Annotated in this window: 12 protein-coding genes; 5 read left to right on the forward strand and 7 right to left on the reverse strand. The window is 44.6% G+C overall.

Going from position 1 to position 14,262, the window contains the following annotated elements:
- Positions 1 to 928 precede the first annotated feature (928 nt).
- Complete coding sequence (locus tag F7R58_RS09445; protein ID WP_158064680.1) at positions 929 to 1,225, forward strand: hypothetical protein; 297 nt, start codon at positions 929 to 931, stop codon at positions 1,223 to 1,225.
- A gap of 461 nt (positions 1,226 to 1,686) precedes the next feature.
- Here the strand turns inward: F7R58_RS09445 and F7R58_RS09450 are convergent, their stop codons facing one another.
- Positions 1,687 to 3,345 carry a ribonucleoside-diphosphate reductase subunit alpha gene (locus F7R58_RS09450; protein ID WP_158065453.1) on the reverse strand — a complete coding sequence of 553 codons (1,659 nt, stop codon included), beginning with the start codon at positions 3,343 to 3,345 and terminating at the stop codon, positions 1,687 to 1,689.
- A gap of 597 nt (positions 3,346 to 3,942) precedes the next feature.
- Positions 3,943 to 4,917: a ribonucleotide-diphosphate reductase subunit beta gene (locus F7R58_RS09455; RefSeq protein ID WP_158064681.1), complete on the reverse strand. Its 975-nt coding sequence runs from the start codon at positions 4,915 to 4,917 to the stop codon at positions 3,943 to 3,945.
- A 384-nt stretch (positions 4,918 to 5,301) separates the two neighbouring features.
- On the opposite strand from F7R58_RS09455, the gene F7R58_RS09460 reads away from it, so the two are divergent.
- The 4 genes from F7R58_RS09460 (at position 5,302) to F7R58_RS09475 (ending at position 10,394) form a co-directional block, all read left to right on the forward strand.
- Entirely contained in the window at positions 5,302 to 5,994 is a 693-nt protein-coding gene (locus tag F7R58_RS09460) for an ABC transporter ATP-binding protein (RefSeq protein WP_158064682.1), read from the forward strand.
- A 161-nt stretch (positions 5,995 to 6,155) separates the two neighbouring features.
- On the forward strand, positions 6,156 to 7,388 hold the full coding sequence (locus tag F7R58_RS09465; RefSeq protein WP_158064683.1) for an ABC transporter permease: 1,233 nt from the start codon (positions 6,156 to 6,158) through the stop codon (positions 7,386 to 7,388).
- 115 nt (positions 7,389 to 7,503) lie between these two features.
- Positions 7,504 to 8,772 carry an ABC transporter permease gene (locus tag F7R58_RS09470; protein ID WP_158064684.1) on the forward strand — a complete coding sequence of 423 codons (1,269 nt, stop codon included), beginning with the start codon at positions 7,504 to 7,506 and terminating at the stop codon, positions 8,770 to 8,772.
- Between the two features lie 428 nt (positions 8,773 to 9,200).
- Complete coding sequence (locus F7R58_RS09475; RefSeq protein ID WP_158064685.1) at positions 9,201 to 10,394, forward strand: efflux RND transporter periplasmic adaptor subunit; 1,194 nt, start codon at positions 9,201 to 9,203, stop codon at positions 10,392 to 10,394.
- Positions 10,395 to 10,440: 46 nt separating this feature from the next.
- On the opposite strand, the gene F7R58_RS09480 is transcribed toward F7R58_RS09475, so the two are convergent.
- Genes F7R58_RS09480 through F7R58_RS09500 form a run of 5 tightly spaced genes read right to left on the reverse strand, consistent with a single transcriptional unit; the run spans position 10,441 to position 14,260 of the window.
- Complete coding sequence (locus F7R58_RS09480) at positions 10,441 to 11,034, reverse strand: hypothetical protein (RefSeq protein WP_158064686.1); 594 nt, start codon at positions 11,032 to 11,034, stop codon at positions 10,441 to 10,443.
- Between the two features lie 39 nt (positions 11,035 to 11,073).
- Complete coding sequence (locus tag F7R58_RS09485) at positions 11,074 to 11,751, reverse strand: HD domain-containing protein (protein ID WP_158065455.1); 678 nt, start codon at positions 11,749 to 11,751, stop codon at positions 11,074 to 11,076.
- Between the two features lie 12 nt (positions 11,752 to 11,763).
- The gene (locus tag F7R58_RS09490) at positions 11,764 to 12,627 is read right to left on the reverse strand and encodes an alpha/beta fold hydrolase (protein WP_158064687.1); all 864 of its coding nucleotides are present in this window, start codon (positions 12,625 to 12,627) and stop codon (positions 11,764 to 11,766) included.
- Positions 12,628 to 12,664: 37 nt separating this feature from the next.
- Positions 12,665 to 13,567 carry a ribokinase gene (locus F7R58_RS09495; RefSeq protein WP_158064688.1) on the reverse strand — a complete coding sequence of 301 codons (903 nt, stop codon included), beginning with the start codon at positions 13,565 to 13,567 and terminating at the stop codon, positions 12,665 to 12,667.
- A gap of 54 nt (positions 13,568 to 13,621) precedes the next feature.
- A complete protein-coding gene (locus tag F7R58_RS09500) occupies positions 13,622 to 14,260 on the reverse strand; it encodes a DUF4241 domain-containing protein (protein WP_158064689.1) in 639 nt (212 codons plus the stop codon).
- Positions 14,261 to 14,262: the final 2 nt, after the last annotated feature.

Consider the following 14,262-nt stretch of genomic DNA (forward strand, 5'->3'; position numbering starts at 1 on the left):
ATTAGATAATTAGTATTTAACAAAAGAGATTCAGCGGTAAGAACTGCCCGTCCGGAGTTGGAAAATATAAATAATTCAACACCCGCTCAGTAACAGAAAAAACGCCGATATCTTTTTCCCAAAATTAGGCAAAATTTAGCTAAGGATAAAAGCCGAGGAGGAAGAAGTGGGTACGGTGGACAAATAATATTTAAGAGTCAATATTTCAGATGACAGATGTCAGATATCAGATGTCAGATATCAGATATCAGACTCATGAGTCAAGATTTTGGATTTTGAATCATGAATTTTGAATTTCCCTCTGTGTCCGCTGTAAATTCTCTGTGTGCTCCGTGGTTAAATTAGAGAGCAGATTTGAGATGTCAGATATCAGATGTCAGATATCAGACTATAGAGTTTAGTTTAGCTTTGTGTCCTTTGCGCAGGCTTTGTGTTCTTTGTGGTTAAATAGATCCCTTCGGGATGACAGAGGGTAAAGTATTATGGATTTTGAACTTAACTCCGTGCACTCTTTTTAAGCGCTGTGTGCTCCGTGGTTAAAGTAGAGTCCAGATTTCAGAGGTCAGATGTCAGATGTCAGATATCAGATATCAGATATAGAGTTTAGTTTAGCTTTGTGTCCTTTGCGCAGGCTTTGTGTTCTTTGTGGTTAAATTACCAAGAACTCAATAATCAATTGTTAAGATTTTAAATTATGAACTATTGATTTTTCTCTGTGTGCGCTGTAATTTCTCTGTGTCTCTGTGGTTAAATAAACCCGGAAGGCGCGATGTCAGATCTCAGATTTAAGATTTTAATTTGAGGAAAGAAGAAAGACAATTCAACTAACCTCCTAACCACTCAATCACCCAATCACCATACTACTCAATCACCCAACTCCGGCGTCAACTCAAAAAAAATAAATATCTTTACTCAATAATTGAACAGAATGAAACATAAAAAGAAATACAAAAAGGAGCTTATTAAATCCCTTAAAACACTGGCTTTTACCGAACATGAGCTATTGGAAACAATGACCAACCTGATGTTGTTGAAAGAGCTCAAAAAGAACGACATCACTTTTGAAAAAGGTGATACATTCTCCTTTGAAGACAATATCTTTGATTACAGTGAAGACAAGAACATCCGCAAACTGGCCAAACTGCGCCGAAAAATGATCAAAACCATGGGTAAATTAGTTGACGGCACTGAGTTCAAGGACAAGGAAATTGAATTCCTGGCCTGATTTACTGCCTCCCAATAATATAAAAAATTTCATGCTGGAAGCTGTGCCACTTTTCGTGGTTGTTCAACTTTCCTTCCCATACAAGAAACCGCAGAAGTCCGCTGCGGTTTTTTCTATACTGCTTCATTGATCTTTGCCCTGGCTCTTGGCTCTATCTAACCACAGAGCACACAGAGCTTAAACAGAGCGCACAGAATTTAATCCAAAATCTGAAATCTGAAATCTGAGATCTGATATCTGATATCTAAAATCCTGGCCCCTGGCTCTAACCTAACCACAAAGTTCACAAAGTCCTTCACAAGGAACACAAAGAAGGCCGCAGAAATTCTCCGCGGCCTTATCTTTTCTCTGAAATCTGACGTCTGATATCTGAAATCTGATGTCTGATGTCTAACATCAGTTCTCTTTCCTCTAAATAAGAAATCTTGTCTCTTATCTCTGGTCTCTTAATCTCTCTCCACTTACGCCTCACACGACGAGCACGTCACAAAGTTCACCATCATCTCCTTCGAAACAGATGAACTTCTTTGGTAATATAAAGTCTTCACGCCTTTTTTCCAGGCTTCAATATAGAGATAGTTCACATCCTTCACCGGCATCGTACTCGGGATCTGAAGGTTCAGCGACTGGGCCTGGTCGATATACTGCTGACGCTGTGCCGCCTGGGAAATAATTTCCATCGGAGAAATCTCGCGGAAGGTTTTGAACACCGCTTTCTCCTCATCGGTAAGTTCAGCCAGATGCTGTACGGAACCGTGGTTCAGCATTATTGTTCTCCAGGTTTCCTCATTGTCAATGCCTTTTTCCTGAAGCAGCTTCGCCAGGTACTTGTTCTTACGCATGAAATTACCTTTGGCAAGTCCGGCCTTATAGTAATTGGATGCAAACGGCTCGATTCCCGGAGAAGTCTGACCCAGGATGGCAGAGCTGGAAGTCGTAGGTGCAACAGCCATCGTGGTGGTGTTGCGCATACCGTAGCCTTTCAGTAATTCCGGTTCACCGTAAATATTAGCCAGTTCCTGTGATGCCTGCAGGGACTGTTCTTTGATTTGCCTGAAGGCGCGTGCATTGAACTGCGTAGCTTCAAAACTTTCAAAAGGAATCATGTTTTTCTGCAGGTAGGAATGGTAACCCAGCACACCAAGCCCCAGAGCTCTGTGTCTCATGGCAAAGTTTCTGGCACCCGTTAGATAGTAATTACCTTCCGTTTTCTCAATGAATTCAGAAAGTACCGCATCCAGGAAGTAAATGGCCAGTTTCACGGCATTGGTATCCTTCCACTCGTCATAAAGCTCCAGGTTCATGGAGGACAGGCAGCAGATAAAGGATTCCTCCTCACTGGACGGCAGCATAATCTCGGAGCACAGGTTGCTGGCGTTAATTGTCATGCCCAAATCCTTGTAGACCTGAGGTTTGTTACGGTTCACATTATCGGAGAACAGGATATAAGGCAGACCTTTCTGCTGACGGCTTTCCAGCACGCGGGCCCAAATCCGGCGCTTCTCCATATCACCGTCTATCATGTCCTGCATCCAGTAATCCGGTACGCAGATACCCGTAAACAGGTTCTGGATGGGGCTGCCAATGTCCTTAATGGACAGGAATTCTTCAATATCACCATGGTCCACATCCAGGTAAGCAGCAAATGCCCCACGGCGCACACCGCCCTGAGATACTACATCCATCGCAGTATCGTAAAGTTTCATAAAGGAAACCGCACCGGAAGATTTTCCGTTGTCCGTTACGGCAGTCCCGCGGTTACGCAGTTCCCCGAAATAACCCGAGGTACCTCCGCCAATCTTGGTCTGCATAATCACCTCGCCCAGTTTATGGGTAATGCCCTCAATATTATCCGGAACATGCACGTTGAAGCATGAAATCGGCAATCCCCGCTGGGTACCCATATTGGCCCAAACCGGCGACGAGAAGCTGATCCAGCCTTTGGTAATCATTTCCTCAAAAGCAGGCTGAAGCTCCGGTTTATAGAGTCTTTTTGCCGCTGCAGTGGTTATACGTTCTATAGCGCCTTTCACGGTTTCACCTTTCAGCAGGTAACCGCGGTTCAGCATTTGCTCGGACTCTTCATTGAGCCACCAGATGTCGTTTTTTTGTTCTTCCATCATAAATATGTTGTAAAATGTAGAGGTACAGCTACCGTCTTCATTGTTAATAATTTCAATTTTTAGAAGCAGATTGCTTGCTGCTTCGTTTCACCAGTCCGCCCGCTCTCCGTCTCGTCCTATAGACGAGACTGCGATCGGGGCTATTATTTTGCCTGGTGATTTGTTCACCGCTTTATCTTTTGCTGTTAGAACTCAGCCTACAGCACTCAGCTTTTAGCCTCCAGTCCTAACTTTTAAATCTTTATATCAAAAATCTCCACGTCTGAAATCTGATATCTGATATCTGAAATCTTACTTCTCGGCTCTCACCTAACCACAGAGCGCACAGAGAGTTTACAGCGTACACAGGGAAAATTCAAAATTTAAAACATGGCCTTTGACTTCTGGCTTCTGGCTCTCTTAACCACAAAGGACACAAAGCTAAAGGCAATTTACAGCGCACACAGGGAAATCCATAATCCAAAATTTATAATTTAAAATCCTGGTTCTTGATTCTTGGCTCTTGGCTCTTTCTTTTTTCTTCTTTCTTCTTTCCTCCAAAAAGTCTGAAATCTGAAATCTGACATCTGACATCTGATATCTGATATCTCGACTCTAAAACAAATCGTTCTCCGTAATACTCTTGTCGTGCTTGGTATAATCCACCGGTCTTTTCGCGAAGAAATCATCCATGGAGTTGGCGAAAACTTCCTCTTCAAACCAGATCATAGGTTTGTACTGTTCCGGTGTAATATTATAACGGGTTCGCATTCCGATTTTCTTCAGACTGTCGTCTACACGGTATTTCATAAAGTTCAGCAGGTCTTCCTTAGTGAAGTTGTCCAGATCACCCAGTTCAAAGATCCAGTCCAGAATTTCTTCCTCCACCTGAATGGAATGGTCTACAAGTGTATAAATATCTTCAATATCAGAATCGGTAAGCAGTTCCGGCTGTTCCTCACGGATCTTGTTAATAAGGTAAATACCTGCATTGGCATGGATTTGCTCATCCACAGAAGTCCACGCAATGATATTGGAGACGTTTTTCATATATCCTTTAAACCTTGTAAACGACAGGATTATGGCAAACTGCGAGAACAGGGATACGTTTTCGATAAGGATGCTGAAAAGCAGCAGTGACGATACATATTCCTTCGGTGTGGTAGAGTTGGCATGTTTGAGCACATTGCTCAGGAAATCAATCCTTTTCTTAATAGCCGGAATCTCAACTACCTGAGTGAAGGCATCGTTATAACCCAGCACTTCCAGCAAACGTGAATACGCTTCGGAATGACGGAACTCACATTCTGCAAAAGTAGACCCCAGGCCGTTAAGTTCCGGCTTGGGCATATGGTTATACAGATTTCCCCAGAAAGTCTTTACCGAAACCTCAATCTGCGCGATAGCAAGCAATGCATTCTTTACGGCATGTTTTTCATGTGGCTCCAGCTGCGACTGGAAATCCTGTACATCGGCCGTAAAATCAACTTCAGAATGCACCCAGAAGGATTTGTTAATCGCATCTACAAACTGCAGAACTTCCGGATACTCAAATGGCTTATAACTTACTCTCTTTTCAAAAATCCCCATAAAGCGATTCGGTTTATATCTTGTTAAAATAATAGTCAGACAAAAGTTACCTTACTTGTATTCTACTGAATATCAGAAGGTTAAATTACCCACCACAGTTATTATGGCGAAAACAAAAATAGATAATACATCCCTACCATGAAAGGCATAGCTGAATGATAAACATAAAAGTTTTCCACAAAAGCAGGGAAGCGTCTGTTGGTGCAGGTTACCTCAGTATTTAGGTGGATTAAAACCAATTATGAAGGCTGCAAATTAAACAGTTTTCAATAAACCTAATATTCAGAGTATTTTATAACTAAACAACACTTAGAATCCATTAAAACGGGCGCCCTGTAACAAATAAGGCGCGCTGTATACTTATAAAGGAAGCAAATCTGCAATATGTTAAGCATTCAGAACCTCCATAAATCATATGATACGGGCAAGAGCAAACTGCACGTCCTGAAGGGAATCAACCTTGAAATTGGCGCCGGGGAATTCGTTTCCATCATGGGCAGCTCAGGCTCGGGAAAATCTACACTGCTTAACATCATCGGTATTCTGGATGAAAAAGATTCCGGCACCTACACCTTAGACGGAATTCCTATTGAAGACCTTTCGGAAGTTAAGGCCGCAGAATACCGCAGCCGGTTCCTGGGTTTTGTATTCCAGTCCTTTAACCTCATTGCGTACAAGACGGCGCTGGAAAACGTGGCACTGCCGCTGTACTATCAGAATGTGAACCGAAAGGAACGCAACCAGAAAGCTTTGGAATATCTGGAAAAAGTAGGTCTGGCACAATGGGCCAACCACCTGCCCAATGAACTTTCCGGCGGACAGAAACAGCGTGTAGCTATAGCCCGTGCCCTGATCACCGACCCCAAGATCATCCTGGCCGATGAACCTACGGGAGCGCTGGACAGCAAGACAACTTATGATATTATGAAACTGCTGCAGGACATCAACCTTGAAGGGAAAACAATCATTGTTGTTACCCATGAACCCGACGTAGCTGCCGAAACCAAAAGAAATGTAATACTGAAAGACGGAATCATTGAAAGCGATGAATACATTACCCAGCGGGTGCTTGTTTGAGAATAATTTTAAAAGTGTAACAGTTTAAAAATATAACAGTTTAGCAGTTAAACAATTTACCAGTCTGTCAATTATCAGTTTATAAGTCAACTACCAATAAACAACTTTACGACTTAACAACTCAACAACTCAACAACTTAAAAACAAATCCCTCCAATAAAATGTTTGATCTGGACCGCTGGCAGGAAATATTTGCCTCCATACGAAGCAATGTACTGAGAACTGTGCTCTCCGGCTTTACTGTGGCACTGGGTCTCTACATATTTATTGTGCTCTTCGGTATCGGTTCCGGTCTGAAGAACGCCTTTACAGAAGGTTTTGCACGCGATGCCCAGAATCTCATCGCCATTTTTTCGGGTAAGACCACTGTAGCGTACGGCGGACTGCAGGCGGACCGCCAGGTGGTATTTAAAAATGAGGACTTCGAGGAAGTTATCGGCATAGACCCGGAAAAAGTGGAATATTCCGCACCAAAATACAGCACCGGAATGATGGTAAAATATGGCCGTGAAAGCGGTAATTACCAGATCAGCGGAACTACCGGTGATGAAAAATTCATAGAGAACCGGCAACTGGTGGACGGCCGGTATATTAGCCCCGGCGATCTGCAGCGGCGGCAGAATGTGGCCGTCATAGGCAGGATGGTGCAGCGTGACCTCATAAAAGACGGCAGCCCTATTGGCCGCGACCTCGAAATCAACGGTACCATGTTTAAAGTGATTGGAGTCTTTTCTGATGAAGGCGGAGGCGATTTTGAAGAAAGGATGATTACCATACCTATCACAACGCTTCAGCAAATGAAAAAAGGTTCCGATACTGTAAATTCCATCCAACTCACCTATAATCAAGACCTCACCCCGGAACAGGCCATAACATTTGGCGAGGAAATCGAAAAGCAGGTAAAGGCACGCCACAGGGTTTCACCAGACGACGAAAATGCGGTAAGAGTGCGCAACAACGCAGAAAATACCAAGAACAGTTTTCAGTTCCTGTTTATCCTCACGCTTGTCGTTGGGTTTATCGGCATGGGTACCCTGCTGGCCGGCATCATTGGCATCAGCAACATCATGGTTTATATTGTAAAGGAAAGGACCCAGGAAATCGGTGTACGGAAAGCCATAGGTGCCAAACCCAACAGCATTATTGCACTGATCATTCAGGAAAGTATTGTCATTACAGTGATTTCGGGATTCATAGGTGTGGGTCTGGGCGTCCTTACGCTCGAACTTATTGGCGACAGCCTGGAAGCCTATTTCATTAAGGATCCTAGTGTAGGTTGGGGCCTCATTATCGTCGCTTTTGTCTGCCTGATCCTGGCCGGATTAATTGCCGGCTTTGTACCTTCGTACCGCGCGAGCAAAATAAAACCTATTGAAGCCCTGAGAGCCGAATAATTTAACAAAAACAGTACATTGTACATTGTACATTTTACATTGTACATTATACATATTAAATAGTACATCGTACACCATTCTGCAATAAAAAGTAAGTGTCAAAACACAGTATAGAATGAATATCGTTTTCAAAAAAGACACCTGGCAGGAGATCTACCATTCACTTAGATCGAACAAACTGCGCACCTTCCTCACCATGATTGGTGTGGCCTGGGGCATGTTCCTGTACGTTTCCCTGCTGGGCGCCGCTAAAGGCATGGAAAACGGCTTCGATAAACTGTTTTCCGGATTCGCCACCAACAGTATTTTCCTTTGGGCCCAAAATACCAATATTCCTTATGCCGGTTTTGCTAAAGGACGGCAAATGGAGCTGGACCGTAACGATATCGAAATGCTGACCACACGGATCCCGGAAATCGATTATATCTCGCCGCAGAGTTCCAAAGGAAGTTTTGGCACACCCGGCGAACTGATGTCGCGCACCGGCAAAAATGGCACCTACGGTCTGAACGGCGACTCACCTATCGGCAATAAAATTTCAGAAAAGAAACTGATCTTCGGAAGATATCTGAATGATGCCGACCTCGCGCTTAACAAGAATGTGATAGTCATTGGTGAGGAAATCTACAAAAATTTCTTCGACCATAAAAAAAATGAAAACCCGATCGGCCAAAGCATCAATGTGCGGGGAACTTTCTTTAATGTCATTGGGGTGTTCTCTGTGAAACGGGCCAGTCCTATGGAAAATGCGCAAACCGCTTATATCCCCCTTACCACCTATATGAAGATGTTCAACGACGGCGACAAGGTTGATGTCTTCTCCATTGTGAGTAAACCTGATGCGGATGTGGCCATAGTGGAAACCAAAGTAAAGGATGTCCTGAAACAGAAGTACAATGTTTCACCGGAAGACACCAATGCTTTCGGAAGCTTTAATTTGGGCAAGGAATTTAAGAAACTGACAGGCTTCCTGGACGGCATGCAGCTCCTCACCATCATTGTGGGAACGCTGACCATCCTGGCAGGGGTCATTGCCATCTCCAACATCCTGCTGATCACCGTAAAGGAAAGGACAAAGGAAATAGGCATCAGACGTGCCATAGGCGCAAAACCGGCCGAAGTGCGTAACCAGATCCTGCTGGAAAGTGTGGTGATTACCCTCACATCGGGAATACTTGGATTTATTTTCGGTATCCTTCTGCTGATGGTTTTGGATATGATAACGAAGAACCAGGAAGATATTCCGTTTTACAATCCTACAGTGGATTATGGGAATGTATTTGCCGCAATGACAATTATGGTGACGCTGGGACTTATTGTCGGAATGATTCCCGCACAGCGCGCCGTAAAGATAAAACCGATTGAGGCACTGCGCAGTGAGTAATAATTGAAAGTGGTGGTACAGATATCTTTAATTAGAGGAAAGATGTCAGATCTCAGATTTCAGACTTGTTAAAGGAACAAGGAAGAAAGAGGAAAGAAAAAAGACTTCTGAGGGGTGGGTTGAGATCTCCTCGAGGATAAGATAACAGAATGGAGTGGGGGAATTAACTTTGTGTCCTTTGTTTATCCTTTGTGTCCTTTGTGGTTAAAGAGATCCCTACGGGATGACAGAGAGTATCGTAATATGGATTTGGATTATTCTCTGTGTCCTCTGTACAAGCGCTGTGTGCACTGTGGTTAGGTAAAAGCTATTTGTTGATCACTGAAAGCCGAACGCTGAACGCAAAACTAAAAGCGCTTTGTGCTCCGTAGTTAAATTCGCTCCATAAACAGCGTAACAAAAATTGTAACATTAAATAAAAACAATATATGAAAAAGAAAATTACCGGAAAAAGGGTGCTTTACATTATACTGGGCCTCCTGGTGGCGGTGGCACTTTTTGCCGGCATCGGCTACCTCATTAAATCCAATTCCACCAAAAGCGAAACTTTTCTCACCAAAAAACCAATGATCCAGAATATGGAAGACAAGGTGATGGCCACGGGAAAGATTGTTCCCCGCGAAGAAATTGAGATCAAACCCAATATGTCCGGTATTGTGGATAAAGTACTTGTAGATGAAGGCGACCGCGTAACCGTAGGACAGCTTATCGCTACCATACGTATCGTCCCGAATATCCAGAATGTAAACGCTTCACAGCAGGAAATCAACACAGCACAGCTGCAGATCAGCAATGCACAGCTGAACCTGGACAACCAGCAGAAACAGTTTGGTATGCAGGAGCGTCTGTTTAACCAGGGCGTAATTTCCAGGCAGGAATATCTCGCGGCACAGCAGCAGCTACAGTCGGCGCAGATTCAGTTGCGCAATGCAAGACAGCAACTGGTAACAGCCCAGAAAAACCTTCAGATCGCCAGAACAGGTGTTACACCGGAACTTCAGAGCCTTGCCACGACTCAAATCCGGTCCAAAGCCAACGGTACTGTGCTGGAAGTTCCCGTAAAAGTCGGCAGCCAGGTTATCGAGGCCAATTCATTTAATGCGGGTACTACAATAGCCGCTATCGCAGACCTGAACTCCCTTATTTTTCAGGGAGAGATAGATGAGGCTCAGGCCGGTAAACTTAAGGAAGGCATGAATATGAATATAGTGATCGGTGCGCTTCAGAATAAGAAATTTCCGGGCCGCCTGACAATGATCGCACCTAAAGGTAAAGACCAGAGCGGGACGATTAAATTCCCTGTGGAAGGTGATGTTTTTAATCCGAACAATGAATATATCCGTGCCGGGTTTTCGGCCAATGGAGAAATCGTGCTGAGCTCCCAGAAAAATGCGCTGCTCCTGGATGAAGCGCTTATTCAGTATGAGAAGAAGGGTGGTAAAGATATTCCTTTTGTTGAAGTAAAACAGGCAAACGGTACCTTCAGGAAAGTATATGTAACTCTGGGAGCAAGTGACGGCATTAACGTTCAGATTAAAGCCGGCATTGATAAAAATGCGGAGGTTAAAGTCTGGAATCCAAGTGATAAGGATAAGGAAGCACTGAAAGAGAAAAAAAGCTAACCTGAGTCACAAAAATATCCTGGAGTTTTTCTTCAGGATATTTTTTTTAATGCCTTCGGAACAGCAGTACACCGTTCAGAAAAATCAGGAGAAAACTTAGGGTTACGTATATACTGCTTCGGTGGTTCCTCATTTTCTGCGCGTCAATAAGCAGTCCGGCAGTCTTGCTGAGTTTTTGACTTTGGTTAATGTAATTATGAATTTCAACAACCTGGTCACTGCTGCGGTTGGACACAGCGTGTTGCGAGAAATAGACCATATTTTTTTTGCCCAGATACCCCGCAATCCAGAATTCACCGGAGTGGTCCATTTTCAGATATTCAACCTGATAATGCTCCGGACGTACCCGACCTGCATGTTTCAGGTCGTAAGGCTCACCGGGTGACTCAGCATCATTTACACGTACCACATAAAAATCGAGTGCCTGCGGTAATTTATTAATGATCTGTACAGCCATGGCATCCATGACAAACGGATATTTGCTCCGTTTCACAAACCATACAGTAAAGTAGGCTGCCGCAGAAAGCACAATGAGCATACGTGCAATCCTGGCCGACACTGCAAAACTGCCCTTGCGGATCAGGGACAGTGGCAGTGCGAGACACAGCAGTAAAAAAATGATAAAAGTAAAATTCTCCATCGGATGCAAATATAAGCAAATTGGCCATTCAGGCCGGCTTTAGCGCGTACCCTCCCACTCTGCAAAAAACTGCTCCAGGTAGACTTCCATAAAAGCATGTCGGCCGGCCGCGAGTTCTTTTCCTTTGGCTGTATTCATTCTGTCCTTCAGCAGCAGAAGCTTTTCATAAAAATGGTTGATGGTTGTTCCCTCATTTCTTTTGTATTCTTCCCGGGTCATATTCTTCCGGGGTGCCATCTCCGGATGGTGCAGCAGATTATTTTTGAACCCTCCGAAATTAAAGGTCCGTGCGATACCAATTGCGCCCATCGCGTCCAGGCGGTCGGCATCCTGCACAATCTGAAGTTCAGCAATTGCGGGGTTCTTTACTCGGATATCATGAAGTTCATCACCGGAAGCTTCCAGGCTGTTTTTGAAAGACATATTTTTTATGATGAAAAGCACAGATTCTGTGGTTGCGGGATCTGCATCAATATTCTGCAGATGATTTCGGGCAATGGTTAGCGCAATCTGCTCATCACCACCGTGAAATTTGGGATCTGCGATATCATGCAGAAGCGCAGCCAGTTCAACAACTTCGCGGTCGCAAACTTCCGGGCCGGCTATGGTTAAGGCCAGTTTCCAGACCCTTTCCACATGAAACCAGTCATGACCGGCTTCGGCACCTTTGAGTTGTTCCCTAACAAACTGTACGGTTTTTTCAATTTTCGAATTCATCATTAACTTCTGTCAATTATTTATAGCTTCATCTTGCTCCAGATAATCCGGCACCACTTGCCACAGTTTGCGGTTATAGCTCCGGAAAAAATTAATATGTCCTATTTCACCCCGGTCACTTTCGGAGGTATGTAAGAGGCGGTAAGTGGGTTTCATGCCCGGATAAGTCTCAGTCATCAGTTTCCGTACTGCCCGGTCCGTAAGCCAGGTGTCATCTTCAGCGCGAATCACCAGCACTTCCTGGTTTAAATGGGGTGCAGTATTTTCAGCATGCTCTTCCAGCAGTTTATTGGTTGATTTCCTGCTGATGACCAGCGTGCGCCAGTCATGGGCAGATCCTTTAGGAAGACTTTCACCCAGGCCAAAACGGTGTGCCGGAAAATAACCCCACAGTGCCGTTGTAACCGGTAGCAAAAAGGCAAAGCCAAGATAGCCCAAAGCCGCGGTTTTCCAGCCCAGATTTCCTACAAATGCTTTCTGCGTGCCCACAAAGACAAACTTTTCAAACTGCCTGGAATCTGAATTCATACCGAGGATAAGTGCGCCTACCGAATGTCCCAGACAAAATTTTCTATATCCCGGAAAACGGTTATCAATGAATTCGGTCAAACAACCGTAATCCAGCGAGCCCCAGTCACCCATAGTGGCTTTAAAATGCCGCAGTGATGCCGGTTTGCTCTGACCCACGCCACGGTAATCATAGGTGATCACGGTAAATCCATGTGAAGCCATGTAGCGGGAAAAAGCATAATAAACCTGCTGTTTAACACCGGTTGCCGAATTGATGAGCAGAACTTTCTTACTGCAGGTTTCCGGTGCAAACATCGTAGCCGAAATACTGAAGCCGTCCCTGGCTTTCACTGAGATGGGAACCATCGGTCGCTATAATGTATTTTGATTTTCAATGCGGGAATTACCCGGCAATATCGGAATTCATCTCTTCCAGTAAGGGCAGTCCTCCCTGGGAACCTTCGTTCATCGCGACCTTCAGCGAGACATCAGTACCGAAACGGACACAGTCGCCTATTGAATTCCCATGGCAGTAGGCCACGGCAAACCCCGAGGTAAAAGCATCGCCCATACCAATTCTGTACTGCATATCCTGATGGTCATTCCGGTAATATTTCATCTCGGAACCACTGTAATAAGTGGTTACATTTGTATTGTCCCGAATAAAAAGCTTGTTGGGATTGTGCTTTAGGATATCTTCCACATTATCAACTCCAAAAACGGTAGGTAAATCCGTGCTTTTAGCGACGATGAAAGATGCATACTCCTGCACGTTAAGAGGAAGCCGTGCCGCCGGTGCTGCATATAACAGCACTTTGGTATTGTATTTTTTAGCCAGTTCCACTGTAAATTCTACCGCTTCCATAGGAATTTCAAGCTGAAGAAGTAAAAGATCAGCGGTTTCGATAAGGGATTCGGCTTTCTGAATATGATCTACAGAAAGGTGCAGGTTAGCGCCGGGAACTACAACAATGGCATTCCGGCCTTCTGCGGAAGTTACGAAAGCAGTACCGGTATCCGCCTCAGAAGTAACGTTTACATGATCCACATTTATTCCTTCAGCCTTAAGATTCCGGAATACTTCTCTGCCGGCATCATCAGCCCCTATACAACTCACAAAACTTACATTGGCACCCAGCCTGGCCGTTCCCACAGCCTGATTGGCACCCTTACCGCCGAAAAAACGTTCAGCCCTGGAGGCCATTACGGTTTCACTGGGTTCCGGGTGACGTTCCGTGACCAATACAAGGTCCAGGGACGAGCTGCCTACTACAACAATTTTGGGTCTGTGTGTACTTAACTTCATGATTCAGATTTAATAACAAATGTACTCATTCTAAACCAATGGCATGCCGCGGTGCTAGCCTGTGACCTCTATGAATTCAGTTACGATCTTCAAAGGTTGGTTATTGCTGCCGAACCCTATATAGCTGGCGTAAAAACCTTCACCGTAGCCGGCTTCAAAAGCGAATACGGTTCCGCCACGCTGCTCATTGGGCTTTAGGAAGGCATACTGGTCGATGGCTCCGTTTTCGTCGAAGAAATGGTCATGAAAAAACTCCTCGTAAATTCCCATGAAATCCGCGCCTTTACGGTGATAAAGGGTTTTCTCCAGATGGTTGAGGCAGTCCTGGGTTTCCAGGTCCATAAAACTGGCCATGCCGCTTTCAACAGGATATCCAAAGATCTCCTCACCCTTCAGGTCCTTCAGGTTCTGACCCGCCGTAGTAGCCATTTGCCAGGAGGTAATTTCTCCTGTGCCGAAACGTATTTCCGCATAGGCCACACAGTTGCTCTCCCTTTCTTTATGCAGAAGTATAGGAAATGAGCCCACCGGAAACACGGTTGTAAACGGAAGCATGTCACTGGTGATTACCGGATCGCAGGCCACAAGATATCCCGTGGGCAGGTGAATATTACCTACCTCAAAGGACTCAATAAGCGGATTTTCCACAAAATCCCTTGTGAAAAGCCGGCTGATATTATCAATATGCTTCATGA

It is taken from the genome of Chryseobacterium sp. (assembly GCF_008831505.1).
Classification (GTDB): Bacteria; Bacteroidota; Bacteroidia; order Flavobacteriales; family Weeksellaceae; genus Marnyiella.

What these genes read in the sequence shown, in the direction of transcription:
- F7R58_RS09445 (WP_158064680.1), top strand. Translation starts at nt 929, where the DNA reads ATGAAACATAAAAAGAAATACAAAAAGGAGCTTATTAAATCCCTTAAA.
- F7R58_RS09450 (WP_158065453.1), bottom strand. Translation starts at nt 3,345, where the DNA reads ATGGAAGAACAAAAAAACGACATCTGGTGGCTCAATGAAGAGTCCGAG.
- F7R58_RS09455 (WP_158064681.1), bottom strand. Translation starts at nt 4,917, where the DNA reads ATGGGGATTTTTGAAAAGAGAGTAAGTTATAAGCCATTTGAGTATCCG.
- F7R58_RS09460 (WP_158064682.1), top strand. Translation starts at nt 5,302, where the DNA reads ATGTTAAGCATTCAGAACCTCCATAAATCATATGATACGGGCAAGAGC.
- F7R58_RS09465 (WP_158064683.1), top strand. Translation starts at nt 6,156, where the DNA reads ATGTTTGATCTGGACCGCTGGCAGGAAATATTTGCCTCCATACGAAGC.
- F7R58_RS09470 (WP_158064684.1), top strand. Translation starts at nt 7,504, where the DNA reads ATGAATATCGTTTTCAAAAAAGACACCTGGCAGGAGATCTACCATTCA.
- F7R58_RS09475 (WP_158064685.1), top strand. Translation starts at nt 9,201, where the DNA reads ATGAAAAAGAAAATTACCGGAAAAAGGGTGCTTTACATTATACTGGGC.
- F7R58_RS09480 (WP_158064686.1), bottom strand. Translation starts at nt 11,034, where the DNA reads ATGGAGAATTTTACTTTTATCATTTTTTTACTGCTGTGTCTCGCACTG.
- F7R58_RS09485 (WP_158065455.1), bottom strand. Translation starts at nt 11,751, where the DNA reads ATGAATTCGAAAATTGAAAAAACCGTACAGTTTGTTAGGGAACAACTC.
- F7R58_RS09490 (WP_158064687.1), bottom strand. Translation starts at nt 12,627, where the DNA reads ATGGTTCCCATCTCAGTGAAAGCCAGGGACGGCTTCAGTATTTCGGCT.
- F7R58_RS09495 (WP_158064688.1), bottom strand. Translation starts at nt 13,567, where the DNA reads ATGAAGTTAAGTACACACAGACCCAAAATTGTTGTAGTAGGCAGCTCG.
- F7R58_RS09500 (WP_158064689.1), bottom strand. Translation starts at nt 14,260, where the DNA reads ATGAAGCATATTGATAATATCAGCCGGCTTTTCACAAGGGATTTTGTG.